The sequence below is a fragment of the Cupriavidus sp. 10L45 genome (assembly GCF_056395225.1).
In genome coordinates, this window is sequence record NZ_JBFTJC010000012.1 from 166,684 (window position 1) to 191,243 (window position 24,560).

21 protein-coding genes, 1 other RNA gene and 1 pseudogene are annotated in these 24,560 nt (G+C 64.8%); 16 read left to right on the forward strand and 7 right to left on the reverse strand.

Annotation, left to right across the window (positions count from 1 at the left end):
• Positions 1–15 precede the first annotated feature (15 nt).
• The gene (gene cphA / locus AC1DFU_RS21530) at positions 16–2,661 is read right to left on the reverse strand and encodes a cyanophycin synthetase (RefSeq protein WP_092298374.1); all 2,646 of its coding nucleotides are present in this window, start codon (positions 2,659–2,661) and stop codon (positions 16–18) included.
• A gap of 254 nt (positions 2,662–2,915) precedes the next feature.
• Between cphA and AC1DFU_RS21535 the strand changes: the two genes are divergently transcribed.
• On the forward strand, positions 2,916–5,216 hold the full coding sequence (locus AC1DFU_RS21535; RefSeq protein ID WP_092298377.1) for a cyanophycin metabolism-associated ABC transporter: 2,301 nt from the start codon (positions 2,916–2,918) through the stop codon (positions 5,214–5,216).
• 34 nt (positions 5,217–5,250) lie between these two features.
• The gene (locus AC1DFU_RS21540; protein WP_441591903.1) at positions 5,251–5,721 is read left to right on the forward strand and encodes a cyanophycin metabolism-associated DUF1854 family protein; all 471 of its coding nucleotides are present in this window, start codon (positions 5,251–5,253) and stop codon (positions 5,719–5,721) included.
• A 71-nt stretch (positions 5,722–5,792) separates the two neighbouring features.
• On the opposite strand, the gene AC1DFU_RS21545 is transcribed toward AC1DFU_RS21540, so the two are convergent.
• Positions 5,793–6,197: a hypothetical protein gene (locus AC1DFU_RS21545; RefSeq protein WP_092298480.1), complete on the reverse strand. Its 405-nt coding sequence runs from the start codon at positions 6,195–6,197 to the stop codon at positions 5,793–5,795.
• Positions 6,198–6,338: 141 nt separating this feature from the next.
• Between AC1DFU_RS21545 and AC1DFU_RS21550 the strand changes: the two genes are divergently transcribed.
• Complete coding sequence (locus AC1DFU_RS21550; protein WP_092298383.1) at positions 6,339–6,707, forward strand: hypothetical protein; 369 nt, start codon at positions 6,339–6,341, stop codon at positions 6,705–6,707.
• A gap of 121 nt (positions 6,708–6,828) precedes the next feature.
• Here AC1DFU_RS21550 and ssrA read toward each other — a convergent pair.
• The 4 genes from ssrA to ompA all read right to left on the reverse strand — a co-directional run bounded on the left by ssrA (position 6,829) and on the right by ompA (position 9,454).
• Positions 6,829–7,189, reverse strand: a transfer-messenger RNA (tmRNA) gene (gene ssrA / locus AC1DFU_RS21555).
• A 54-nt stretch (positions 7,190–7,243) separates the two neighbouring features.
• Complete coding sequence (gph, locus tag AC1DFU_RS21560; RefSeq protein ID WP_092298386.1) at positions 7,244–7,903, reverse strand: phosphoglycolate phosphatase; 660 nt, start codon at positions 7,901–7,903, stop codon at positions 7,244–7,246.
• 3 nt (positions 7,904–7,906) lie between these two features.
• Positions 7,907–8,662 (reverse strand): bifunctional 2-polyprenyl-6-hydroxyphenol methylase/3-demethylubiquinol 3-O-methyltransferase UbiG, encoded by a 756-nt coding sequence (gene ubiG / locus AC1DFU_RS21565; protein ID WP_092298389.1) that lies wholly within the window; start codon positions 8,660–8,662, stop codon positions 7,907–7,909.
• Between the two features lie 135 nt (positions 8,663–8,797).
• Positions 8,798–9,454, reverse strand: coding sequence for an outer membrane protein OmpA (gene ompA / locus AC1DFU_RS21570; protein WP_092298392.1), 657 nt, complete (start codon positions 9,452–9,454; stop codon positions 8,798–8,800).
• A 446-nt stretch (positions 9,455–9,900) separates the two neighbouring features.
• Between ompA and gyrA the strand changes: the two genes are divergently transcribed.
• From gyrA to aroA, 7 genes are all read left to right on the forward strand, one after another.
• Positions 9,901–12,660: a DNA gyrase subunit A gene (gene gyrA / locus AC1DFU_RS21575; protein WP_441591889.1), complete on the forward strand. Its 2,760-nt coding sequence runs from the start codon at positions 9,901–9,903 to the stop codon at positions 12,658–12,660.
• Positions 12,661–12,742: 82 nt separating this feature from the next.
• Positions 12,743–13,312 (forward strand): DUF2059 domain-containing protein, encoded by a 570-nt coding sequence (locus tag AC1DFU_RS21580; RefSeq protein ID WP_092298398.1) that lies wholly within the window; start codon positions 12,743–12,745, stop codon positions 13,310–13,312.
• 116 nt (positions 13,313–13,428) lie between these two features.
• Complete coding sequence (serC, locus tag AC1DFU_RS21585) at positions 13,429–14,592, forward strand: 3-phosphoserine/phosphohydroxythreonine transaminase (RefSeq protein ID WP_441591891.1); 1,164 nt, start codon at positions 13,429–13,431, stop codon at positions 14,590–14,592.
• Between the two features lie 60 nt (positions 14,593–14,652).
• On the forward strand, positions 14,653–15,801 hold the full coding sequence (gene pheA, locus AC1DFU_RS21590) for a prephenate dehydratase (protein WP_092298405.1): 1,149 nt from the start codon (positions 14,653–14,655) through the stop codon (positions 15,799–15,801).
• Positions 15,802–15,817: 16 nt separating this feature from the next.
• Entirely contained in the window at positions 15,818–16,963 is a 1,146-nt protein-coding gene (gene hisC, locus AC1DFU_RS21595) for a histidinol-phosphate transaminase (RefSeq protein WP_092298407.1), read from the forward strand.
• A 48-nt stretch (positions 16,964–17,011) separates the two neighbouring features.
• On the forward strand, positions 17,012–17,908 hold the full coding sequence (locus tag AC1DFU_RS21600; RefSeq protein WP_092298410.1) for a prephenate dehydrogenase: 897 nt from the start codon (positions 17,012–17,014) through the stop codon (positions 17,906–17,908).
• A gap of 21 nt (positions 17,909–17,929) precedes the next feature.
• Positions 17,930–19,243, forward strand: coding sequence for a 3-phosphoshikimate 1-carboxyvinyltransferase (gene aroA, locus AC1DFU_RS21605; protein WP_441591893.1), 1,314 nt, complete (start codon positions 17,930–17,932; stop codon positions 19,241–19,243).
• 13 nt (positions 19,244–19,256) lie between these two features.
• On the opposite strand, the gene AC1DFU_RS21610 is transcribed toward aroA, so the two are convergent.
• Positions 19,257–19,487: a DUF2061 domain-containing protein gene (locus tag AC1DFU_RS21610; RefSeq protein ID WP_092298416.1), complete on the reverse strand. Its 231-nt coding sequence runs from the start codon at positions 19,485–19,487 to the stop codon at positions 19,257–19,259.
• Between the two features lie 167 nt (positions 19,488–19,654).
• Here AC1DFU_RS21610 and cmk point away from each other — a divergent pair, with 167 nt between their 5' ends.
• From cmk to AC1DFU_RS21640, 6 genes and pseudogenes are all read left to right on the forward strand, one after another.
• Entirely contained in the window at positions 19,655–20,317 is a 663-nt protein-coding gene (gene cmk / locus AC1DFU_RS21615) for a (d)CMP kinase (protein WP_092298419.1), read from the forward strand.
• Between the two features lie 40 nt (positions 20,318–20,357).
• Positions 20,358–22,145, forward strand: coding sequence for a 30S ribosomal protein S1 (gene rpsA, locus AC1DFU_RS21620; protein ID WP_255370926.1), 1,788 nt, complete (start codon positions 20,358–20,360; stop codon positions 22,143–22,145).
• Positions 22,146–22,175: 30 nt separating this feature from the next.
• Entirely contained in the window at positions 22,176–22,601 is a 426-nt protein-coding gene (locus AC1DFU_RS21625; RefSeq protein ID WP_092298425.1) for an integration host factor subunit beta, read from the forward strand.
• Positions 22,602–22,812: 211 nt separating this feature from the next.
• Positions 22,813–23,136 (forward strand): lipopolysaccharide assembly protein LapA domain-containing protein, encoded by a 324-nt coding sequence (locus AC1DFU_RS21630; protein ID WP_092298428.1) that lies wholly within the window; start codon positions 22,813–22,815, stop codon positions 23,134–23,136.
• 3 nt (positions 23,137–23,139) lie between these two features.
• Complete coding sequence (gene lapB / locus AC1DFU_RS21635; RefSeq protein WP_441591895.1) at positions 23,140–24,369, forward strand: lipopolysaccharide assembly protein LapB; 1,230 nt, start codon at positions 23,140–23,142, stop codon at positions 24,367–24,369.
• Between the two features lie 38 nt (positions 24,370–24,407).
• A pseudogene (locus tag AC1DFU_RS21640) lies at positions 24,408–24,560 on the forward strand (UDP-glucose 6-dehydrogenase); the annotation flags it as partial.

Genomic DNA, 24,560 nt, shown 5'->3' on the forward strand with positions numbered 1-24,560 from the left:
TTTCTGGCCGAGCCATCAGGCGCGGCGGCCGCTACGGCCGACCCACTGGTGTACCTGCTCGACAGTGCCCTCGGGCGAGCCCTCGTCGCACTGGATGACCAGCAGGTCGCCGGCCACCAGTTGCGAGAGCGCGGTCTCGATGGCGGCGCGGCGGGCGCCTTCGTCGATGATCTTGGTCACGCGGCGGCCTTCGTACAGCCCCTTCTTGACCAGCGCGCGGGCCTCGGCATCGGGCAGGTCGCGCTTCACGCTCTGGTCCTCGCAGAGGAACACGCGGTCGAACGCGGCACCGATGATCTTGCCGTGGCTGACGAGGTCCTCGTCCCGGCGCTGCACGCCGGCGCCGAACACCAGCATGCGGCGCTCGGCGGGGAAGCGGTCGAGCGCGGCGGCCAGCGCCGTCAGCGCGGGCGCGTTGTGCGCGTCATCGACGATCACCGTGGCGCCCTGGCGTTCGAACAGCGTGAAGCGGCCCGGCACGTCGACCTGGCCAACGTCGAACGTCACCACGCCGGCGCGGATCAGGTCGTTGGAAATGCCCAGCGCCCAGCCCGTGGCCACGGCCGCCAGCACGTTCTCGATCTGGAACGCCACGCGGCCCGCGTAGGTCAGCGGAATGGCCGACACATCGGTCAGCGGCATCTCGCTCTGGCCGGTGGCCATCACGACCTTGCCTTCGCGTACGAACACCGCTCGCTTGCCCGCCGCCCGGTGCGCGGCAATCGCCGGCAGGTCGGCGGTGAGGCCGAAGAAGATCACATCGCCATCGCACAGCTCGGCCATCTCCACCAGCCGCGCATCGCCGGCGTTGAGCACCGCCACGCCGTTGTTGAGCACCACGTCCACCTGGGTGCGCAACACGTTGTACATGCGGTCCTCGTCCTCGACGTAGTAGTCGCCGAGGTGGTCCGGCTGGGCGAAGTTGGTCACCACGCCAACCTGGCAACGGTCGTACGGCAGGCCCTGCGACAGGATCATGCCGCTGTCGTTCTCGAACACGGCCGCTTCCACGGCGCGGTTCATCAGGATGCGATGGCCGGCTTCCCAGTTGGCGCGGTCGCCGGTCTCCACCTGGCGGCGGTCCAGGAACAGGCCGTCGCTGCAGGCCAGCCCGGTGTGCTTGCCCGAAAGTTGCAGCAGGCGCGCCACGAGCTTGGCCACCACGGTCTTGCCGTTGTTACCGGTGATGCCGACCACGGGGATGCGGCCGTCATCGGCGCTGCCATCCTTCGCGGCGGGGAACAGATGGTCGATGATGGCGGGGCCCACGGGGCGCGGCGTGCCGTCGGCCGGCTTGATGTGCATCAGCAGGCCCGGGCCGGCGTTCACCTCGACGATGGCGCCGCGCTGGTCGGCCAGCGGACGCGAGATGTCCTCGGCCACGAGGTCCACCCCGGCAATGTCCAGCCCCACCACGCGCGCGGCCAGCGCGGCATGCGCGGCCACGCTCGGGTGCACGCGGTCGGTCACGTCGAAGGCGACGTTGCCGTTGCGCTGGATCAGGATGGTCTTGCCGGCGGGTGCCACGGAATCGCCATCTACCAGGCCCTGGCGCTTCAGTTCCAGCCGTGCGGCGGAATCGAGCCGCACGCGGTTCAGCGGATGGTCCTCGGTGCTGCCCCGGCGCGGATCGGAGTTGATCTGCGAATCGATCAGTTCGTCGATGGTCGAGGTGCCGTCGCCCACGACGCTGGCCGTCTCGCCCATCGCCGCCGCCACGAGCCGGCCGCCCACCACCAGCAGGCGGTGTTCGTTGCCCGGCACGAAGCGCTCGACGATCACGCCGTTGCCTTCGTCGATGGCCACCGAGTAGGCGGTTTCCACTTCCTCGCGCGTCATCAGGTTGGTGAACACGCCGCGGCCATGGTTGCCGTCGTACGGCTTGACCACCACCGGCACGCCGATGCGCTCGGCGGCGTCCCAGGCGTCCTCGGGGCTCTCGACCATGCGGCCTTCCGGTACCGGCACGCCGCAGGATTCCAGCAGCGTCTTGGTCAGGTCCTTGTCGCGCGAGATCGATTCGCCGATGGCGCTGGTCCGGTCGGTCTCGGCGGTCCAGATGCGGCGCTGGCGCGCCCCGTAGCCAAGTTGAACCAGATTGCCGTCGGAGAGTCGGATGGAGGGGATGTCGCGGTCATCGGCGGCATCGACGATGCACGCGGTGCTCGGGCCGAGGCAATGTTCGTCGACCAGGCGGCGCAGGTTGTCCACGGCGTCGGGTACGTCGAACGGGCGGTCCTCGATGGCGGCCATGACCAGATCACGGGCGGTGAACAGCGCGGCGCGCGTCACCTCCTCGTGCCAGGCCCGGACGATCACCTTGTAGACGCCCCGCACGGGGGTCTCGCGGGCCTTGCCGAAGCCGCCCGGCATGCCGGCCAGGTTCTGCAGCTCAAGCGTCACGTGCTCGAGGATGTGGCCGGGCCACGTCCCTTCCTTGAGCCGCTGCAGGAAGCCGCCGCGCTCGCCAATGCTGCAGCGATGCTCGATCAGCGACGGGAGCCAGGCCGACAGGCGCTCGTAGAACCCCGGGATCTTGTTGGAGGGGAAATCCTCCAGTTCGCCGATATCAACCCATGCCTCCAGCACTGGCCGATATGTCCACATATTCGGGCCGCGCAGCGACATGACATCGAAAATCTCAATGTCCTTCTTTTTCATTGATTTAGCTTGAGGCAGTGGGCGAATGCCCGAGAAATGGGAGCCTAACCTTTCAGTAACGTTTCAACGGCATCAGGGTTGACCCCTGTAGTCCGGAAGACGTTGTGCAGCGCACCAGGCGCCCCGTTTGTTTGCGTTATGTATACTTGCGGGCAAAATCGCGGGCCGCCAGCCGGCTTCCCGCCTAAATTGTTTCAAGTTATGTCCGTGTCTACCCTGTTGTGGACTCACCGCGGACGCATTTCGCGCCAATAATGACCCAATCCTCCCCGTCCGTCCCAATCCCCTCCGGCCCGCAAGGTCGTTGGGGCGCCGAGATCGGCACGAGCCTGCAGCCCGGTGAAACCGTGCTGGCTGGCCTTGACCTGGACCTGGACGCAAGGCTGCATTTTACCCAAGGGTGGCTGGTTGTGACCGACCGCCGGCTGATTGCCCGGGGGGGCGGTGAAAAAAACATCGTCGACTGGGAAATTACGCCTGCCTTGACGCTGACCCATGGCGACCACGCCGGGGTTGGCTCGCTGGAACTGGCCGACGGCCGCGCCCGGCTGGGGAGCTGGCGCTACACGCTTGGTTACAATCCCGACGCCCTGCGGCTGGCCGATCAGTTCGAAGCCCGCCGCGCGCTGCTCGCCACCGGCCAGGCCGCCGTGCCGGCCGACGACGATGTCTGCCCCACCTGCAAGGCCCCGCTGCCCCCCGGCGAGGACGTCTGCCCCCAGTGCAGCCGCGACCTCGAGACCCCGCCATCCACCTGGGCGCTGCTGCGCCTGTGGCGCTTCGCACGGCCCTACCAGTGGGAGCTGCTGGCCGGCTTCCTGCTGACCCTGCTCGGCACCGCCGCCACGCTGGTGCCGCCGTACCTGACCATGCCGCTGATGGACAAGGTGCTGATTCCGTACCAAAACGGCGTGCCGATCGACTATGAGCGCGTCAAGATGTACCTGGCCGGGCTGCTCGGCGCCGCGCTGGTGGCGTGGAGCCTGGGCTGGGCGCGGACGTATCTGCTGGCGCGTGTATCCGAGCGCATCGGCGCCGATCTGCGCACAACAACGTACGAACACCTGCTAAAACTGTCCCTCGAATACTTCGGTGGCAAGCGCACGGGCGACCTGATGGCCCGTATCGGCTCCGAAAGCGACCGCATCTGCGTCTTCCTGTCGCTCCACCTGCTCGATTTCGCGACCGATGTGCTGATGATCGTCATGACGGCCATCATCCTCATCTCGATCAATCCCTGGCTGGCGCTGGTGACGCTGGTGCCGCTGCCGTTCATCGCCTGGATGATCCACCTCGTGCGGGACCGGCTGCGTCACGGCTTCGAGAAGATCGACCGCATCTGGTCCGAGATCACCAATGTGCTGGCCGATACGATTCCCGGCATCCGCGTGGTCAAGGCCTTCGCCCAGGAAAAGCGCGAGGTCGACCGCTTTCGCGAGGCGAACAAGCACAATCTGGCCGTCAACGATCGCGTCAATGCCGTCTGGTCGCTGTTCACGCCTACGGTGACGCTGCTGACCGAAGTGGGCCTGCTGGTGGTCTGGATCTTCGGCATCTGGCAGGTCAGCCACGACGCCATCACGGTCGGCGTGCTGGTCGCCTTCCTGACCTATATCAGCCGTTTCTACACGCGGCTGGATTCGATGAGCCGGATCGTGTCGGTCACGCAGAAGGCTGCCGCCGGCGCCAAGCGGATCTTCGACATCCTGGACCATGTGTCGAGCGTGCCCGAGCCGCAGCGCCCGGTGCATCTCGATAAGGTGGAGGGCGCCATCGAACTGCGCGACCTCGGCTTCCGCTACGGCAACCGCGCGGTGATCCGCGGCCTGAACCTGTCGATCCGGCCGGGCGAGATGATCGGGCTGGTCGGCCACAGCGGCTCGGGCAAGAGCACGCTTGTCAATCTGATCTGCCGCTTCTACGATGTGTCCGAAGGCGCGATCCGCGTGGATGGCATCGACATCCGCTCGCTGCCGGTGTCGGAGTTCCGCCGCCATATCGGACTGGTACTACAAGAGCCGTTCCTGTTCTTCGGCACGATTGCCGACAACATCGCCTACGGCAAGCCCGACGCCACGCGCGAAGAAATCGTCGCCGCAGCGCGGGCCGCGCATGCGCACGAGTTCATCCTGCGCCTGCCGCACGGCTATGACTCGCTGGTAGGGGAGCGCGGGCAAGCGCTGTCCGGCGGGGAGCGCCAGCGCATCTCCATCGCACGCGCGCTGCTGATCAATCCGCGCATCCTGATCATGGACGAGGCCACGTCGTCGGTGGACACCACCACGGAGAAGGAGATCCAGAAGGCGCTGGATAACCTCGTGCAGGGACGTACGACCATTGCGATCGCGCACCGGTTGTCCACGCTGCGGAAGGCCGATCGCCTCGTGGTGATGGATCGCGGACAGATTGTCGAAGTCGGCAATCACGACGAACTGCTCGCGCGCGAAGGCGCCTACTACAAGCTCTACCAGGCGCAGGCGCGCAATGTCGATGCCGATGCAGACCTGCCCAGCGCGGGCGAACGCCTCGATACGGAGGCCGTCAATGCGCAGTGATTCTTCAGGTGATTCGATTTCTCGGCAAACCGCTATGCAGACGCCCGATTACACGTTGTCCCGCAACCCGTTCGGCAAGCTCGTTCTGACGACGGCCGACGGCACGGCGCACGAGGGCGTGGTGCCTGTGCGCGCCTTCCCGATTGCCGCGCCCGACGACGGTGTCGGCATGATCAGCACCGATGGCCGCGAATTGGCGTGGATTCCGCGCCTCGATACCCTGCCGGCGCCGATGCGTGCCCTGATCGAGTCCGAACTGGCCGCGCGCGAGTTCATGCCGGAAATTCGTAGCATTGTGGGTGTGTCCACCTATGCCACGCCGAGCGTCTGGACGGTGCGGACGGATCGTGGCCAGACCGACCTCGTGCTGCGCGGCGAAGAGGACATTCGTCGACTGACCGGCAGCACGCTGCTGATCTCCGACAACCACGGCATTCATTACCTGATTCGCGACCTGTCCGCGCTCGACAAACCCAGCCGCAAAATACTCGATCGCTTTCTTTGATTTATAGTCTTGTTCGCGCAAGCAAAAACGGCACGCCCTCGGGCGTGCCGTTTCAATTTCCGAGGTTGGATTTAGTGCAGCATGGACGGCATATCGTCGTCTTCGTCATCCCAGTCTTCATGCATGATGGGAGACTCCGGCGCCATATCCCACACCATGGAATGGAAACGCGGCGTGAACCATTCGCGGAACATGGCCAGGGACATATTCTCGGGCCACATGGAATCATCAAACCATTCGCCCAACATGAATTCGAAGAACGCCTGCCAGCGCTTTTCCACCCAGCGCATAGCAGTCTCCGGGGAATCCGCCACTTCCGACGGCAACAGGAAGACGCTGGCGTCGTCGCGGACGTCCTCGAGCGACAGGCCCGGCACGGGCTCCGGGTCGACGGCCTTGATCCAGTCCAGGAACGGCTGCTCGGGCAGCAGCATGACCATGGAGCGGTTGAGGGTAAAGCGGGGGTGGTCGGTCATGGAGTTGGGCAGGAAGAGGCGGGCGTCCATTGTAGCCCCGTGCGGCCAAGGGACCCATGCGTTATCTCGTGTCCTGGAGGAAGGCTTCAGGAAAATGGCAAATCTGCCGATATCCATGGGATCTGGCATTGGAGATTGGCAATGAGCCTCACATTCCAAGCGCCCGGTGAGGCGGTCGCCCAGACGGCGACGGAGCGCTTTGCCGAGGCGGAGAAGCACGAAGACCGGCAAGTGCGCTGGGCTGCGCAGGCGGCCATCGCGCTGGATTCCGGCGATATGTACCTGGTAGGCCTGGTGCTGTTCAAGGCCATCCAGGAGTACGGCATGGAAGCGTTTGCCGACCTCAGCGGGCAGGCCCCGGGCCGCCTGCAGCGGCTGTGGATGCCGGGCGTGTTGGTATCAGTGAACGAGGCCTCCCAACTGTTCGGCCTGCTTGGCGTGCACGTAGCGCTGGACCGCTTCTATGCCGCGCGCCTGGCAGCGAGCCAGCCGGCGGAATCGGTGCACTGAGCGTGCATCGAGCGGCCAATGGATTTTGGCCCGGTAGAAAAGAAAAAACCCCGTCATCGATTGACGGGGTTTTTGCTTGTCCGGCGTTTCCTGAAGCAAAAGGAATGTCGGGCGGTAATACTGGTGGAGCCGGCGGGAATCGAACCCGCGTCCGCAAGCCCTCCACAGAGAGTTCTACATACTTAGTTCTGTCATTTGTTTTAACCGCCGCATCGCGGACGAACACGCTCTACGACGGCGAGTCACTAGGTTTTCGTCCTCGGGCCCGTGACACTCCCGAAGCTTATCTGACGTAAATGACCTCGCCAGTTCTTGCGAACCCTAGCCCGTCAGCGAGCCAGTGCGAGGACGGCTAGCCCTTAGGCAGCCAGTGCGTAACGTTCGTCGTTAGCAGTTATTACATTCCCATTGATTAACGAGGTGACGGGTCCTCGGTATGCCCTCCACTGCTTCGCAACCCACGTCGAAACCAGGTCGGCCCCAGTGTGAAGATGTAGGAGACGGATTGTACTCGCTTTGGCTGCCTGCCGGGGGCTTCAGTTCCCGAACAGCGCCAGCAGCTCGGCCGGGTGACGGATCAGGTAGTCCGCGCCCCAGGCTTCGGGCGGCTCGCCGTCGCCACAGTAGCCGTACGCGGCGGTCACCGTGGCCATGCCGGCCGCTTTGCCGGCCTGGATGTCGCGCAGGTCGTCACCTACATACAGGCAGCGTGCCGGTGCCACGCCGCTGACCTCGGCTGCATGCAGCAGCGGGGCGGGGTGGGGTTTGGCATGCGCGGTGGTGTCGCCGCTGACCACAGCCGAGGCGCGCGGCGCAAGGCCGATCGCGGCCACCAGCGGCACCGTGAAGCGGGCGATCTTGTTGGTCACGATGCCCCAGCGGATGCCGGCGGCTTCCAGCCGGGCCAGCACCTCGTCCATGCCGTCGAACAGGCGGGTGTGCACCGCGATGTCGGCCTCGTAGTAGTCGAGGAAGGTATCGCGCAGGGCGGGGAAGTCGGGGTCCTCGGGCGACTTGCCGAACGCCGCGCCGATCAGGCCGCGCGCGCCGTGCGAAGCCACCGGGCGCAACTTCTCATAGGCCACGGGCGGCAGGCCGCGCTCCACCACGAGCCGGTTGGCGGCTGCGGCGAGGTCAGGGGCTGTGTCGGCGAGCGTGCCGTCGAGATCGAAAAATACCGCGTCGAAGGTGCGCATGATTCAGTCCGCCGCCTTCGGCGCCGTCTTGCGGAAGGCCATCATGTAGTTGACGCCCGTGTCATGGCCGAGCGAGTACGTCTGCGACAACGGGTTGTAGGTCATGCCGCGCATCTCGATCAGGTCCAGCCCGGCCTGGCGCGCGAAGCGGGCCATTTCCGATGGCGTGATGAACTTCTCGTAGTCGTGGGTGCCGCGCGGCAGCATGTTCAGCACGTATTCGGCGCCGACGATGGCCAGCAGGTAGGCCTTGAGGTTGCGGTTGATCGTCGAGAAGAAGACGTAGCCGCCCGGGCGGACCAGTGTCGTGCAGGCGCGCACGATGGAGGCGGGGTCGGGCACGTGCTCGAGCATTTCCATGCAAGTGACCACGTCCACGCTGCCGGGGATGCGCGCGGCGAGGTCCTCGACGGCGATTTCCTCGTAGGTGACCGGCACGCCGGACTCCAGGCTATGCAGGTCCGCTACCTTGAGTGCCTTGGTAGACAGATCGATGCCGCGCACGGTGGCGCCAAGGCGCGCCATGCTTTCGGACAGGATGCCGCCTCCGCACCCAACGTCGATCACCTGTTTGCCGGGCAGGCGGGCGATGCCGTCGATCCAGCCCAGGCGCAGCGGGTTCAGGTCGTGGAGCGGCTTGAACTCGCTGTTCGGGTCCCACCAGCGGTGGGCCAGCTCGCTGAACTTGTCGATCTCTTTCGGATCGGCGTTGCGACCGGTGGGGCTGCCAGCGGGGGAAAGGGTGGAGGTTTGCGACATCGTCAAAGGAGTGAGGTCCCGGGCGCACGGCCCGAAACCTGAGTGCGGAGAGAAGCGTCCGGCAACTGTACCAAAAATAGCGGGCAAAAAAAAAGCCCAGCTTGCGCTGGGCTTTCTTCATCGGAGAGGATCCGATTAACGTGCGCTGCGGGTGCCGACCACTTCGACTTCCACGCGACGGTTCGGCTGCTGGCAGGCGATCTGTGCCGTGCGGTTGCCCTTGCACGACTTCGGATCCACCTTCAGCTGGCGCTTGCCCTTGCCTTCGGTGTACACGCGGTTGGCTTCCACGCCCTTGCTCACCAGGTAAGCCTTGACGGATTCAGCACGACGGATCGACAGGCGATCGTTGTACTTGTCCGAACCGAACGCGTCGGTGTGGCCCACGGCGATGATCACTTCGAGGGTGATGCCTTGCAGCTTCGAGACCAGGTCGTCCAGCTTGGCCTTGCCTTCGGGCTTCAGAACAGCCTTGTCGAAGTCGAACAGGGTGTCAGCTGCGAAAGTGACCTTCTCGCTCGACACAACCGGAGGAGCCACCGGGGTCGGTGCCTGGGCCGGAGCAGCAGCCGGAGCCAGTGCGCCATCGCACAGGGCATTGGCCGTTGCCGGGGTCCAGGAGCTGTCGCGCCAGCAGAGCTCGTTCGTGCCATTCTTCCACACGTACTCGCTCGTACCGTTGCCCCAGTTGTCGTTCACAGCCTTCTTTTCATAGGGGACGGACTGGGCTTGAGCGGATGCAGCCATTACTGCGGTAGCTGCAACGAGCGCGAGCTTGGCAAATTTTTTCATATTTCTCCTCTCAGGATGAGATCACCGCAGGGTTACTGCGAGCAAATGGACGAAAACAAGTCATACATTCTTCGGAGTATAACATTCTCGATGTGGTGGATGCTCCACTTCGAACAATGTCTGGCTCTTCGCTGGGGAATTGTGCCACAAGGCTCGTTTCCTAAGAAGTAAATATATTCGATTCAACCCTGGGGTTTTAGCCCTGTGGTGTTTGTGCAACATCGCTCTTGCGGCGCCCGCAAACCCTTGTCCCGTATGGCTTGCGGGCGGCAGGCGCGGCGCTCCGGAGGGCGCTGGCGGGCCTGTTTCCGGGCCGTCCGGCGGGCGTCGGGAAGGGGTGGCGCGCGTGGTAGAATGCCATGTTGCCCGTCCTGGACAGGCGCCCCCGCCGGCGCCCCGGGACCAGGGTCTCATTCGCTAAAACCCGCCGCATAAACCAAGCCGCAATGGATCAATTCGCCAAAGAAACGCTTCCGGTTTCCCTGGAAGAGGAAATGCGCCGCTCATACCTGGATTACGCGATGAGCGTTATCGTCGGGCGTGCGCTTCCCGACGTCCGGGATGGCCTGAAACCAGTACATCGGCGCGTGCTCTTTGCGATGCATGAGCTGAATAACGACTGGAACCGGGCCTATAAGAAATCGGCCCGTATTGTCGGTGATGTGATCGGTAAGTATCACCCGCACGGCGACACCGCCGTTTATGACACGATCGTCCGCATGGCGCAGCATTTCTCGCTGCGCTACATGCTGGTGGACGGGCAGGGCAACTTCGGCTCGGTCGATGGGGATAACGCGGCAGCCATGCGTTATACCGAAATCCGCCTGTCGAAAATTGCGCATGAAATGCTCCACGATATCGACAAGGAAACAGTCGATTTCGAGCCGAACTACGACGGTTCGGAAAAAGAACCGGGTATTTTGCCGGCGCGTATTCCGAATTTGCTGATCAATGGCTCGTCGGGTATTGCGGTGGGCATGGCCACCAATATTCCGCCGCATAACCTCAATGAGGTGGTCGACGCCTGCCTGCATCTGCTGCGCAATCCCGACGCCACGGTGGATGACCTGATCGAACTGGTGCCAGCGCCCGATTTTCCGACGGCCGGCATTATCTACGGCATCCAGGGCGTGCGCGAAGGCTATCGCACGGGCCGGGGCCGCATCATCATGCGCGCCCGGACGCACTTCGAGGACATCGACCGCGGCCAGCGCCAGGCGATCATCGTCGACGAACTGCCGTACCAGGTGAACAAGCGGACGCTTCTCGAGCGCATCGCCGAGTTGGTGACCGAGAAGAAGGTCGAGGGCATTTCAGACATCCGTGACGAGTCCGACAAGTCGGGCATGCGCGTGGTGGTCGAACTGAAGCGCAACGAAGTGCCCGAGGTTGTCCTGAACAACCTATATAAGAACACCCAGCTGCAGGACACCTTCGGCATGAACATGGTGGCGCTGGTCGACGGCCAGCCGCGCCTGCTGAACCTGCGCCAGATGCTGGACGCGTTCCTGTCGCACCGGCGCGAGGTGGTCACCCGCCGCACCGTGTTCGAGCTGCGCAAGGCGCGGGAGCGCGGTCACGTGCTGGAAGGCCTGGCCGTGGCGCTGGCGAACATCGACGAGTTCATCGCGATCATCAAGGCCGCGCCGACGCCGCCGATCGCCAAGCAGGAGCTGATGGCCAAGTCGTGGGATTCGGCACTCGTGCGCGACATGCTCGCGCGTGCCGAAAGCGACACTGCCGGCGGCCGTGCCTCGTATCGTCCGGATGGCCTGCCCGCCCTGTTCGGCATGCAGCCGGACGGCCTGTACCGCCTCTCCGACGGCCAGGCGCAGGAAATCCTGCAAATGCGCCTGCAACGCCTCACGGGCCTGGAGCAGGACAAGATCGTCCAGGAATACCGTGAAGTGATGGCGGTGATCGCGGACCTGCTGGACATCCTGGCGCGTCCGGAACGTATTACGACCATCATCACCGACGAACTCGGTGCCATCCGCGCCGAATTTGGCGACGAGCGCCGTTCCACCATCGAACTGAACGCGACCGAACTCGACACCGAGGATCTGATCACGCCGCAGGACATGGTGGTCACGCTCTCGCACAGCGGCTATATGAAGAGCCAGCCGATTTCCGAATACCGCGCGCAGAAACGTGGCGGGCGCGGCAAGCTGGCGACGGCCACCAAGGAAGACGACTGGATCGACACGCTGTTCGTGGCCAACACGCACGATTACATCCTGTGCTTCTCGAACCGCGGCCGGCTGTACTGGCTCAAGGTGTACGAGGTGCCGCAGGGGTCGCGCAACTCGCGTGGCCGTCCGATCGTTAACATGTTCCCGCTGGCCGATGGCGAGAAGATCAATGTGATCCTGCCGGTGCGCCAGTTCGACGCCGAGCACTTCATCTTCATGGCCACCGCACGCGGCACGGTCAAGAAGACCGCGCTGACCGAGTTCTCGAACCCGCGCAAGGCCGGCATCATCGCCGTGGACCTGGACGAGGGCGATTTCCTGATCGGCGCCGCCGTGACCGACGGCCAGCATGACGTGATGCTGTTCTCGGACGCCGGCAAGGCCGTGCGCTTCGACGAAAACGACGTGCGTCCGATGGGCCGTCAGGCCCGCGGCGTCCGCGGCATGAACCTCGAGGAAAGCCAGGCGGTCATCGCCATGCTGGTGGCGCCGGCAGAAACTGCGGTGGCTGAATCGACGGATTCTGCCGAATCGGCGGAAGCGACCGAAGGCAGTGCGGGTTCCGAGACCGCCGTCGCGGCGGTGGGCAGCGTGCTGACCGCCACCGAGAACGGCTACGGCAAGCGCACGCCGATCTCGGAATACACTCGACATGGCCGCGGCACCAAGGGCATGATTGCGATCCAGACCAGCGAGCGCAATGGCCGCGTGGTGGCTGCCGCGCTGGTATCGCCCGAGGACGAGATCATGCTGATCACGACCGGCGGCGTGCTGATCCGCACCCGTGTGGCCGAGATCCGCGAGATGGGCCGCGCCACGCAGGGCGTGACCCTGATCAACGTGGACGAGGGCACCAAGCTGTCGGGCCTGCAACGGATTGTCGAGACCGATGCCGATAATGGCGCCGGGATCGAGGGTGCCGAGGATGCGGACGCCGATGTGGTGGAAGGGGCCGCTGGCACCGCCGGGGCCGAAGGCGCCGACGGCGCAACCGACGCGGACGCGAATTCGTAATTTGTTGCAACAACAGGACGCCGGCCGGAACTCGCCAGACGGCCGTGCGGACTAAATCGGACATATTTTCCAGGGAGTCATAATGCTCAAAACCTATCGACGTATTGCTGTTCTGGCTGCTTTTGTCCCGACGATGATGGTGGCCCAGGCCGCCCACGCTCAGGCGCAGGATGCCGACAAGACCGCCGCCATCAAGGAACTGCTCTCCGTCATGCAGGCCGACCAGGCCGTGAAGGGCCAGGCCGACAACTGGCAGAACGGCGCCAAGCAGGAAGCGCCGCTGGTCCTCGAGCAAGTCCTCGTGGAAAACAAGACGCTGAACGACAAGCAGAAGCAGGCCGCTGTCGACAAGCTGAAGAAGAACGGCGCGGTGCAGCGCATGGTGGATGGCGCCGGTACGGCGTTCAACACCGACGGTTTCCGCCAGGACGCCATCAAGGCCCACTACGACGCGTTCGGCAAGTATTACAGCACGCAGGAAATCAAGGACCTGACCACGTTCCTGAAGTCGCCGACCGGCCAGAAGTTCATGGCCAACCAGGGCAAGGCGACCCAGGAAATCTGGGGTTCGATGATGCAGAAGTACGGCCCGCAGGTTGGCAAGTCGATGCGTGACTCGGCCGAGAAGGAAATCGCCGCCGCTTCGAAGTAAGTGATCCGCAAGGAATCGACGGCCGATCCGGCCGCCGAGCCGCTGCCCTAGCGGCGCGCGTTTGAGGGATAATGGCTGCCTGGTTCAAACCGGCAGCCATTTTTCCTTCTTCCTCCATGAACGATCCCCAGAATCCCGCCCTCGCTGGCCTGCAACGCAATGTGGCCGAGCGCGTGTTCAATTTCTCGCCCGGTCCGGCCGCACTGCCGACCGAAGTCCTGCAGCAGGCGGCCGAGGAAATGCTGTCGTGGCGCGGCACCGGCGTGTCGGTCATGGAGATGAGCCACCGCAGCCGCGAGTTCGAGGGGATCCACAACGAAGCCCTCGCCGATCTGCGAGAACTGCTCCATGTGCCGAAGAACTTCCGCATCCTCTTCCTGCAGGGCGGGGCGATTGGCGAGAATGGCATCGTGCCGCTGAACCTGGCCAGCCGCGTCAATGCGGCCAAGCCGAAGACCGATTTCGTCGTGACCGGCACGTGGTCGGTCAAGACCGAGCAGGAAGCGCGCCGCTATGGCGAGGTCAATATCGCGGCCTCAAGCGCGGATCGTAAATTTACGAAAATTCCGGATGTCGCCAGTTGGAAGCTGTCCGACGACGCGGCCTATGTGCACCTGTGCACGAACGAGACCATCGTCGGCGTGGAGTTCCAGGAGATTCCCGACATCGGCCAGACCGGCACGCACGACAAGGGCCGCATCGTGGTGGCCGACGCGTCCAGCCATATCCTGTCGCGCCCGATCGACTGGTCGCGCGTGCAGGTGGTGTACGGCGGGGCGCAGAAGAACATCGGCCCGGCCGGCGTGACCATCGTCATCGTGCGCGAGGACCTGATCGGCTTCGCGCACCCGCTGTGCCCGTCGGCGTTCAACTGGCGCCAGGTGGCCGAGCATGATTCGATGTACAACACGCCGCCCACCTATGCGATCTATATCGCCGGGCTCGTGTTCAAGTGGCTCAAGGCCCAGGGCGGCGTGGCCGGCATCGAGCAGCGCAATATCGCCAAGGCGCAGGCGCTGTACCGCTTCCTGGACCAGAGCGACTTTTACCGTAACGAGATTGACCCCAGCTGCCGCTCGCGCATGAACGTACCGTTCTTCCTGCGCGACGAATCGCGCAACGAAGCGTTCCTGACCCAGGCGCGCGCGAATGGCCTGGTACAGCTCAAGGGCCACAAGTCCGTGGGCGGCATGCGCGCCAGCATCTACAACGCCATGCCTCTGGAAGGCGTGACCGCGCTAATCGATTTCATGCGCGAATTCGAGCGTACCGCCGCCTGACGGCGGATTTGCACCGATTCTTCCCGGCCGCCGCCCCGGCGCGGCCCACCAGGCTTTGACATGACTAGCGAAGACAAGCGCGCGAGCAACGACGCGCCGCCCACAGGGAACCCCGGTCCCAGCGCCCAGGAGCAGGCGCTGTCCGCCGACCTCGCGCCGCTGCGCGGCCAGATCGACGCGGTGGACCGCGAACTGCTGGCGCTGCTGAACCGCCGCGCCCAGCTCGCCCTCGACGTGGGCGAGGTCAAGAAGAAGTACGGCGCGCCCGTGTTTCGTCCCGAACGTGAACTGCAGGTCATCCGCAAGGTGCAGGGCGCCAACCCGGGCCCGCTGCTGGGCGAGAGCGTGGCGTCGATCTGGCGCGAGGTGATGTCTGCCTGCCGTGGGCTGGAAAAGCCGCTTGAGATTGCGTTCCTCGGCCCGGCCGGCACGTTCTCCGAGCAGGCGCTGTACGCGCATTTCGGCCACGAAGTGAGCGGCGTGCCGTGCCCGAGCATCGACGAGGTGTTCCGCGCCGTGGAAGCCGGCACCGTCGAATATGGCGTGGTGCCCGTGGAGAACTCGACCGAAGGCGCGGTGTCGCGCACGCTCGACCTGTTCCTGCAGACCTCGCTAAAGATCAGCGGTGAGATTGCGCTCAAGGTCCATCACAACCTGATGGCCTCCACGCCGGACATGAAGGGCGTGACCGTGGTTCGCGCGCACGCCCAGGCGCTGGCGCAGTGCCAGCACTGGCTCACGGCCAACTATCCGCACCTGGAGCGCCAGGCGGTCTCGAGCAATGCCGAAGCTGCACGCATGGCGAGCGAAGACCCCACCGTGGCGGCCATCGCCGGCGAGTCGGCGGCCAACCGTTACCACCTGCATCTGGTGCGCACGCATATCCAGGACGATCCGCATAACCGCACGCGCTTTGCCGTGATTGGCCGTTATGAGACCGAGCCCTCGGGCAGTGATCAGACGTCTCTCATCCTGTCGGTGCCGAACAAGGCCGGTGCGGTGTACCAGTTGCTGGCGCCGCTGGCCGAGAACGGCGTGTCGATGTGCCGGTTCGAATCGCGTCCCGCGCGCAGTGGCGCGTGGGAGTACTACTTCTATGTGGACGTGGAAGGCCACCAGCACGAGGCCGCCGTGGCGCGCGCCCTGGAGGAACTGAAGCGCAATGCCGCGTACTTCAAGGTGCTCGGCTCATACCCGTCCAGCAAGTAAGCATCAAGGAGCGAACATGGCAGAACCAGGTAGCGCCGCCGACGACGCGCAGAATGCCGCCCACTATTTCGGGCCGTCCTATGTGAGAAAGATCTCGCCATACATCGCCGGCAAGCCAATTGCCGAGGTGGCGCGCGAGTTCGGGCTGGATGAGGCGCGCATCGTCAAGCTGGCCTCGAACGAGAACCCGCTCGGCATGCCGGCCTCCGCCAAGTCCGCAATTGCGGTGGCGATGGACGAACTGGGTCGCTATCCGGACAGCAACGGTTTCGAGCTGAAGGCGAAGCTTTCGGCGAAATACGATGTCCCGGCCGAATGGCTGACCCTCGGCAACGGCAGCAATGACATCCTGGAACTGGCCGCCCACGCGCTGGTGCGGCCAGGCGAGTCGATCGTCTATGCCGAATACTCGTTTGCCGTCTATGCGCTCGCCTCGCAGGAAGTGGGCGCGCGCGCTATCGAGGTGAAGGCGCGCGACTACGGCCACGACCTCGGCGCGATGGCTGCGGCGATTGCGCCCGACACGCGCCTGGTCTTCATCGCCAATCCGAACAACCCGACCGGCACGTTCATTCCGGCGGTCGAGATCGAGGCGTTTCTGGCGAAAGTGCCATCCAATGTGGTGGTCGTGCTGGACGAGGCCTATAACGAATATCTCGATGCGGACCAGCAGTACGAGTCCGTGGCGTGGGTGCGCAAGTATCCGAACCTGATGGTTTCGCGCACGTTCTCGAAGGCCTATGGCCTGGCCGGGCTGCGCGTGGGCTACGGCGTGGCCCAGCCGCCGCTGACCGACCTGCTGAACCGCGTGCGCCAGCCGTTCAACGTGAACAGCCTGGCCCAGGCTGCCGCCGTGGCGGCGCTGGGCGATGCCGATTTCCTTGGCCGCAGCGCCACGCTGAACCGCGAAGGCAAGGCCCAGCTGGTGGCGGCGTTCGACCGGCTTGGCCTAGAGCACGTGAAGTCCTCCGGCAATTTCGTCATGGTCCGTGTGGGCACCGACGATGGTGCCGGCGCGCGGGTGAATCTGGCGCTGCTGAAGCAGGGTGTGATCGTGCGGCCGGTGGCCAACTACGGCCTGCCGCAGTGGCTGCGCGTGACGATCGGCCTGCCCGAGGAGAACGCCGCGTTTATCGCCGCGCTCGAGCAGGCCTTGCAGTGATGAAGGTGTCCGATTTTAAGTTTTCTGCCACGCAGGTGGCCTGATACCGTGAGCGCTCTGCATTTTTCCCGGGTTGTGATTGTCGGCGTGGGCCTGATTGGCGGCTCGCTGGCGCTGTCGCTGAAGCGCGCAGGCGTGGTGGGCACCGTGGTGGGCGTGGGCCGTTCGGCGGCCTCGCTCGAAAAGGCCAAGACGCTGGGCGTGATCGACGAGATTGCCTCGCTCGAAGACGCCGCGCGTGGCGCCAGCCTGATCGTGCTGTGCGCGCCGGTCGCCCAGACCTTCGCGCTGTTGCACGCGCTGGAGCCGCACCTGCAGCCGGGCACGATCGTGACCGACGCGGGCAGCACCAAGTCCGACGTGATCATGGCCGCCAAGACCGCCCTCGGCGACAAGGCTGCCCAGTTCGTCCCCGCCCACCCGATTGCTGGCCGCGAGCTGAGCGGCGTGGAGGCGGCGCTGAACGACCTCTACCTCGGCAAGAAGGTGGTGCTGTGCCCGTTGCAGGAGAACGCGCGGACTGACGTGGCCGCCGTGCGCGCGATGTGGGAATGCACCGGCGCCGATTGTCATGTGATGTCCGCGGTACAGCACGACGCCGTGTTCGCGGCGGTGAGCCACCTGCCGCACCTGCTGGCCTTCGCGCTGGTCGCCCAATTGGTCAATGCCGAGGATGCCGCGCTGAAACTCGATTTCGCAGGCGGTGGGTTCCGCGACTTCACGCGCATCGCGGGCTCCTCGCCCGAGATGTGGCGCGACATCTGCATCGCCAACAAGGAGGCGTTGCTGCGCGAGATCGACACCTATGAGAAGGTGCTCGCGCACCTGAAGACCCAGATCAAGGATGGCGATGGCGAGGGCCTGGAGCGCGTGTTCACGCGGGCCAGCGGCGCCCGCCTGAAGTGGGGCACCGCGCGCGCGGCTGCCACCAACGTCGAACCCTGAAGCGCGGAAGCCGCCCACATCATGGAACATCTGACCCTCGGCCCCCTGACGCGTGCTTCCGGCACGGTGCGGCTGCCCGGCTCGAAAAGCATCTCCAACCGCGTGCTGCTGCTGGCGGCGCTTGCCACCGGCCAGACGCGCGTGCGCGACCTGCTCGATTCCGACGACACCCGCGTCATGCTCGACGCCCTCAAGGTGCTCGGCGTGACCTGGCAGCGCGATGGTGCCGACTGCATCGTCACCGGCGCAGGTAGCAACTTTCCGAATAAATCGGCCGATCTGTTCATGGGCAACGCGGGCACGGCGATCCGTCCGCTGACCGCAGCGCTGGCCCTGCAGGGCGGCACGTACCGGCTCTCCGGCGTGCCGCGCATGCACGAACGGCCCATCGGCGATCTGGTCGATGGCCTGCGGCAGGTGGGGGCGTCCGTCGATTACCTCGGCACGGAAGGCTACCCGCCGCTCCAGATCAATCCGGCGCAGATCCGCATCGACGCGCCGATCCGTGTGCGCGGCGACGTATCGAGCCAGTTCCTGACCGCGCTGCTGATGACGCTGCCGATGGCCAGCGCGCCGTCCGGCCGCATCGAGATCGAGGTGGTCGGCGAGCTGATTTCGAAGCCGTATATCGAGATCACGCTGAACCTGCTCGCGCGCTTCGGCATCGACGTGGAGCGGCAGGGCTGGGGGCGCTTCATCCTCCCGGCCGGCGCGCAGTACCGCTCGCCGGGCGAAATCTACGTGGAAGGCGACGCCTCCACGGCATCGTATTTTCTTGCAGCCGGCGCGATCGGCGGCGGTCCGGTGCGCGTGGAAGGCGTGGGCCTGTCCAGCATCCAGGGCGACGTGCGCTTCGCCGATGCGCTGAACCGGATGGGCGCCAACGTCATGGCCGGCGACAACTGGGTCGAGGTGCGCGGCACCGAGCGCGACGACGGCCGGCTGAACGGCATCGAACTCGACTGCAACCACATTCCCGATGCCGCGATGACGCTGGCCGTGGCCGCCCTGTTCGCGGAAGGCACCACCACGCTGACCAATATCGCCAGCTGGCGGGTCAAGGAAACGGACCGGATTGCGGCAATGGCCACCGAACTGCGCAAGCTCGGCGCTACGGTGGAAGAGGGCGCCGACTACCTGCGTGTGACGCCGCCGCCCTCTGCGGCCGACTGGCGCACGCCAGCCGACGGCATCGGCACCTATGATGATCACCGCATGGCGATGTGCTTTTCGCTGGCGGCTTTCGGCCCGCTGCCGGTACGGATCAACGATCCCGGCTGCGTGGCCAAGACATTCCCGGAGTACTTCTCGGTGTTTGCCGGGGTGGCGCGGTAAGCGGTCACTCCGGTCAAATAGTGGCCGTGGCGTGCACCCCGTGTCCGGCGTGCGCGCTGGCGGCGCCGGACGCACTGCGTTCGCGCCGTTCCCAGTATTTATCGAAGAAGTAGTGGGCCACGGTATTCACGGCCGGCTCGATGAAGGTGATGGCACCGCTGATGGCCAGATTGCCAGTCAGCGCATAGGTCACGCTGAAGGCGATGCCCAGGTGCATGATGCCGAAAGTCAGGGTCTTGGCCATGATAGATTGCCTCGCATTCTTGGATTTGGCTCGGGATTCGGGATGGCTCGCCCGGGCTGTTCTGTGGGGACGGGTGGCGGGGAGGCCGCCCGTGCGAGCCATGGAACCAATGATAATGATTCTTAATTGATTTACAAAATCAATAGTTTTTAGCGCGCTAATAACCAATGACTATGATCGACGTCATCACCATTGATGGCCCCACGGCGTCCGGCAAGGGCACCGTGGCGCACAAGGTGGCCGACGCCCTTGGCTTTCACCTGCTCGACAGCGGTGCCCTCTACCGGCTCGTGGCGCTGGCGAGCGACCGCGCGGACGTGGACCTGCAGGACGTGTCCACTCTGGCAAAGATGGCGGCCCGCCTCGATGTGAAGTTCGGCCCGGACCGGGTCTGGCTGTCCGGCGAGGAGGTGAGCCAGGCCATCCGCGCCGAAGCCATCGGCAACCGCGCCTCGGCCATCGCCGTGCACCAGCCCGTGCGTGATGCGTTGACGGCACTCCAGCGCGGCTTCCGCAAGCTGCCCGGCCTCGTGGCCGACGGCCGCGACATGGGCACGGTGATCTTTCCCGAGGCCCGCCTCAAGGTCTTCCTGACCGCAAGTGTCGAGGCACGCGCCCGCAGGCGCTATAAACAATTGATTGATAAGGGAATTTCTGCTAATATCGAAGACCTTTTGCGTGACCTTGAGGCGCGCGACGCGCGGGATCGTTCCCGTGCCGCCGCCCCGCTGCGTCCCGCTGAAGACGCGCAACGGCTCGATACCTCCGACATGTCGGTAGATGAGGCCGTGGCGCAGGTGCTGGAGTGGTACACCGCCGTACGGCGTTGAACCGGTCTGGCGCCAACTGGAGCCTTGCCCCGGATGACCGGTGCAAGGCGTTCATCAACTAACCCCGCTGCGATGGCAGACTGAGCGCGATTGTCGCGCCGGCCAGCGTACTGCGGACTGCTCACACACGTTTATGTCCGACCTGCAAACTAACGAATCCTTTGCCGCACTGTTCGAGGAATCCGTCGCCCGCTCCAATATGAAGGCTGGCGAAGTGATCTCCGCTGAAGTCGTGCGCATCGACCACAACTTCGTGGTCGTCAACGCCGGCCTCAAGTCCGAGGCATTTGTGCCGGTGGAGGAGTTCCTGAACGACCAGGGCGAACTCGAAGTGCAGGCCGGCGACTATGTCTCCGTGGCCATCGATGCGCTCGAGAACGGCTATGGCGACACGATTCTGTCCCGCGACAAGGCCAAGCGCCTGGCATCGTGGCTGAACCTCGAGAAGGCGCTGGAAGACGGCGAAATCATCTCGGGTACCGTGACCGGCAAGGTCAAGGGCGGCCTGACCGTGATGGTCAATGGCATCCGTGCCTTCCTGCCCGGTTCGCTCGTCGACGTGCGTCCGATCAAGGACACCACGCCGTACGAAGGCAAGACCCTCGAATTCAAGGTTATCAAGCTCGACCGCAAGCGTAACAACGTTGTGCTGTCGCGCCGTGCCGTGGTGGAAGCCACGCTGGGCGAAGAGCGCCAGAAATTGATGGAGACGCTGAAGGAAGGCGCCATCGTCAACGGTATCGTCAAGAACATCACCGACTACGGCGCGTTCGTGGACCTGGGTGGCATCGACGGCCTGCTGCACATCACCGACCTGGCATGGCGTCGCGTGCGTCATCCGAGCGAAGTGCTGTCGGTTGGCCAGGAAATCACCGCCAAGATCCTCAAGTTCGACCAGGAAAAGAACCGCGTCTCGCTGGGCGTGAAGCAACTGGGCGAAGATCCGTGGGTGGGCATTTCGCGTCGCTACCCGCAAGGCACCCGCCTGTTCGGCAAGGTGACCAACCTGACCGACTACGGCGCGTTCGTCGAGATCGAAGCCGGCATCGAAGGCCTGGTCCACGTGTCCGAAATGGACTGGACCAACAAGAACGTGGCCCCGTCGAAGGTTGTCCAGCTGGGCGACGAAGTGGAAGTCATGGTTCTGGATATCGACGAAGACAAGCGTCGTATCAGCCTGGGCATGAAGCAGTGCAAGGCCAATCCGTGGGACGATTTCAGCCGCAACCACAAGAAGGGCGACAAGCTGACGGGCCAGATCAAGTCGATCACCGACTTCGGCGTGTTCATCGGCCTGCCCGGTGGCATCGACGGCCTGGTGCACCTGTCCGACCTGTCCTGGCAAGAAACCGGCGAAGAGGCCGTGCGCAAGTACAAGAAGGGCGACGAAGTGGAAGCCGTGGTTCTGGGCATCGACGTCGACAAGGAACGCATCTCGCTGGGTATCAAGCAGCTGTCGGGCGACCCGTTCAACAACTTCATCTCGGCCAACGACAAGGGTTCGCTGGTCAACGGCGTGATCAAGGCCGTTGATGCCAAGGGCGCCGTGGTGCAGCTGGCTGACGACGTGGAAGGCTACCTGCGCGCCTCGGAAATCTCCGCGGACCGCGTGGAAGATGCCCGCAACGTGCTGAAGGAAGGCGAGCAGATCACGGCCCTGGTGGTGAACGTGGACCGCAAGTCGCGCAACATCAACCTGTCGATCAAGGCCAAGGACAACGTGGAACAGCAGGAAGCCATGCAAAAGTTCCAGGCTGACACCGGCACGGCTGGCACGACCAACCTCGGCGCACTGCTGAAGGCCAAGCTCGGCCAGGACAACCAGTAATCGTCAGCGCCCGCGCCCGCGAGACCGCCCATGACCAAGTCCGAGCTCGTCGAAAAACTGGCTGCCCGTTTCCCGCAGTTGTTGCTGCGGGATGCGGACATCTCGGTGAAAACGATTCTCGACGCGATGTCCGAAGCCCTGGCCGATGGCCATCGCATCGAGATTCGCGGCTTCGGCAGCTTTGGTTTGAATCGGCGGCCTCCGCGCGTGGGCCGCAACCCCAAGTCCGGCGAACGTGTGCTGGTGCCCGAAAAACGGGTGCCGCACTTCAAGGCGGGCAAGGAGTTGCGCGAACGCGTGGACCGTAGCCCGGGGCCGTCGCATAACGGCCAGACCGTGCATCACGGCAATGGCTCGCATGGCGATCACGCCGCGCAGGCCATGTCCGGCGCGCAGGTATCGGCTCCGGCCGGCACGCTGCACGAGGATGGCCAGCTCAACCTGGTTCGGTCCTGACGCGAACGCGGTGACAATCTGGAAGTCTGTTGGAAAGCGCTCCCTCGGGAGCGCTTTTTTGTTTGGGGCGCCACGGTGCGCGGCGCGACCAAACGTTACCGTTTGCCTGAAGTGATTCCGCTACAATGCCGGGAACCCGTCGCCGGGAGCCATGGCGCACATTACGCGCGTCCATGCTTTCGTTGTCCTGAGTCCCGATGGCCGTCACCGCATGAAACTCATCGCCTGGATTTTCCGCATCGTCCTGTTCGCCCTGCTGTTCGTCCTGGCATTGCGCAACACCGAGGATGCGTCCCTGCAGCTGTTCCTTGGCGCCGTGTGGCATGCGCCGCTGATCCTGATCCTGCTGGCCGCGTTCGGGCTGGGTATCGTCGCGGCGCTGGCCGCGGTGGCGCCGGCGCTGATGCGTCAGCGGATGGAGGCCACGCGGCTGCGCCGCGCGCTGGCCCAGGCGCGCGTGCCGATGCCGGCGGACACCGTGCCGCCCGAGGCCAAGCCCGGCGTTCCCTATAACGTAGTCGGCCCGAAAGTCTGACCCATGATGTTTGAAACCTGGTGGCTGCTGGTACTGCCGCTTGTCTTTGGCCTTGGCTGGGTGGCGGCGCGGTTCGACCTGCGCCAGTTGATCAGCGAGCAGGGCGCGCTGCCGCGCTCGTATTTCAAGGGCCTCAATTTCCTGCTCAACGAGCAACCGGACCAGGCCATCGACGCCTTCGTCGAAGTGGCCCGGCTCGACCCCGAAACCACCGAACTCCACTTCGCGCTGGGCGCGCTGTTCCGCCGCCGTGGCGAGACCGAACGCGCGATCCGCGTTCATCAGAACCTGGCCACGCGTCCGGACCTGCCCGAGCCCGAGCGCGAGCACGCGCTCTATGAACTGGGCCAGGACTTCCTGCGCGCCGGGCTGCTCGACCGCGCCGAGGAGTCGCTGCGCCGGCTGATGTCGGGCCCGTACGCGGCGTCGGCCAAGCGTGTGCTGTTGGAACTGTACGAAGTCGAGAAGGAATGGCAGAAGGCCATCGACGCCGCGCGCGAGCTGCAGACGCTTGAGCAGAAAGACTACAGCATCCAGATCGCCCAATTCTGCTGCGAACTGGCGCAGGACGCGCTCCAGAAGAAGCGGCCCGAGGACGCCGTGGCGTGGCTGCGCCGCGCGAGCGAGGAGAACCCGGCCAACGTGCGCGCGCCGATCCTGCTTGGCGACGTAGCGATGGCTAGCGGCGACGCCCGCGCCGCGCTGGGCCACTGGCTCGGCATTGAGACGCAGGATGCGGCCTACCTGCCGCTGGTGGCCGACCGCGTGGTCAAGGCCTACGGCACGCTCGGCGAACAGGGCCAGGCCATCGACTGGCTGCGCGGGCTGCTCAAGGGGAACCTCGCGCCGGAACTGCTCGATACCGCCTATCGCACCGAACTGGACGTGAACGGCCCGGAGGCGGCCGCCGCGCTGATGCGCGAGCAACTGCGCCGCCAACCCACGCTGCTGGCGCTGACCCGCTACTTCGAGGCGCAGGCCGCCGAGATGCAGGCCGTGGAAACCGCTGCTGCCGAAGGCGATGCCGTGGCCACGGCTGGCGGCGAAGCCGTCGCGCAGGACCAGACGTCAGAGGTGGTCGCCATCCGCGACCTGCTGCAAGTGCGCACGCGCAACCTCGCCCGCTACACCTGCCGCGAATGCGGCTTCCGCGCCCGGCTGTTCTACTGGCAGTGCCCCGGCTGCAATCGCTGGGAAACCTATGCCCCACGCCGCTCCGAAGCGCTTGGCTGATCGCAGTCTTTTGTTGAGCCCCTCCCTGTCCTGGAGCTTCTGCTATGAAAGTCACAATTATCGGTAGCGGCTATGTCGGCCTGGTCACCGGCGCCTGTCTGGCGGAACTCGGCAATTCGGTGTTCTGTCTCGATGTGGACGAACGCAAGATCGCCATGCTCAACGCGGGCGGCGTGCCGATCTATGAGCCG

Bases quoted from the DNA above. Each gene is read 5' to 3' on its own strand.
- cphA (WP_092298374.1), bottom strand. From the start codon at position 2,661: ATGAAAAAGAAGGACATTGAGATTTTCGATGTCATGTCGCTGCGCGGC.
- AC1DFU_RS21535 (WP_092298377.1), top strand. From the start codon at position 2,916: ATGACCCAATCCTCCCCGTCCGTCCCAATCCCCTCCGGCCCGCAAGGT.
- AC1DFU_RS21540 (WP_441591903.1), top strand. From the start codon at position 5,251: ATGCAGACGCCCGATTACACGTTGTCCCGCAACCCGTTCGGCAAGCTC.
- AC1DFU_RS21545 (WP_092298480.1), bottom strand. From the start codon at position 6,197: ATGACCGACCACCCCCGCTTTACCCTCAACCGCTCCATGGTCATGCTG.
- AC1DFU_RS21550 (WP_092298383.1), top strand. From the start codon at position 6,339: ATGAGCCTCACATTCCAAGCGCCCGGTGAGGCGGTCGCCCAGACGGCG.
- gph (WP_092298386.1), bottom strand. From the start codon at position 7,903: ATGCGCACCTTCGACGCGGTATTTTTCGATCTCGACGGCACGCTCGCC.
- ubiG (WP_092298389.1), bottom strand. From the start codon at position 8,662: ATGTCGCAAACCTCCACCCTTTCCCCCGCTGGCAGCCCCACCGGTCGC.
- ompA (WP_092298392.1), bottom strand. From the start codon at position 9,454: ATGAAAAAATTTGCCAAGCTCGCGCTCGTTGCAGCTACCGCAGTAATG.
- gyrA (WP_441591889.1), top strand. From the start codon at position 9,901: ATGGATCAATTCGCCAAAGAAACGCTTCCGGTTTCCCTGGAAGAGGAA.
- AC1DFU_RS21580 (WP_092298398.1), top strand. From the start codon at position 12,743: ATGCTCAAAACCTATCGACGTATTGCTGTTCTGGCTGCTTTTGTCCCG.
- serC (WP_441591891.1), top strand. From the start codon at position 13,429: ATGAACGATCCCCAGAATCCCGCCCTCGCTGGCCTGCAACGCAATGTG.
- pheA (WP_092298405.1), top strand. From the start codon at position 14,653: ATGACTAGCGAAGACAAGCGCGCGAGCAACGACGCGCCGCCCACAGGG.
- hisC (WP_092298407.1), top strand. From the start codon at position 15,818: ATGGCAGAACCAGGTAGCGCCGCCGACGACGCGCAGAATGCCGCCCAC.
- aroA (WP_441591893.1), top strand. From the start codon at position 17,930: ATGGAACATCTGACCCTCGGCCCCCTGACGCGTGCTTCCGGCACGGTG.
- AC1DFU_RS21610 (WP_092298416.1), bottom strand. From the start codon at position 19,487: ATGGCCAAGACCCTGACTTTCGGCATCATGCACCTGGGCATCGCCTTC.
- cmk (WP_092298419.1), top strand. From the start codon at position 19,655: ATGACTATGATCGACGTCATCACCATTGATGGCCCCACGGCGTCCGGC.
- AC1DFU_RS21625 (WP_092298425.1), top strand. From the start codon at position 22,176: ATGACCAAGTCCGAGCTCGTCGAAAAACTGGCTGCCCGTTTCCCGCAG.
- AC1DFU_RS21630 (WP_092298428.1), top strand. From the start codon at position 22,813: ATGAAACTCATCGCCTGGATTTTCCGCATCGTCCTGTTCGCCCTGCTG.
- lapB (WP_441591895.1), top strand. From the start codon at position 23,140: ATGATGTTTGAAACCTGGTGGCTGCTGGTACTGCCGCTTGTCTTTGGC.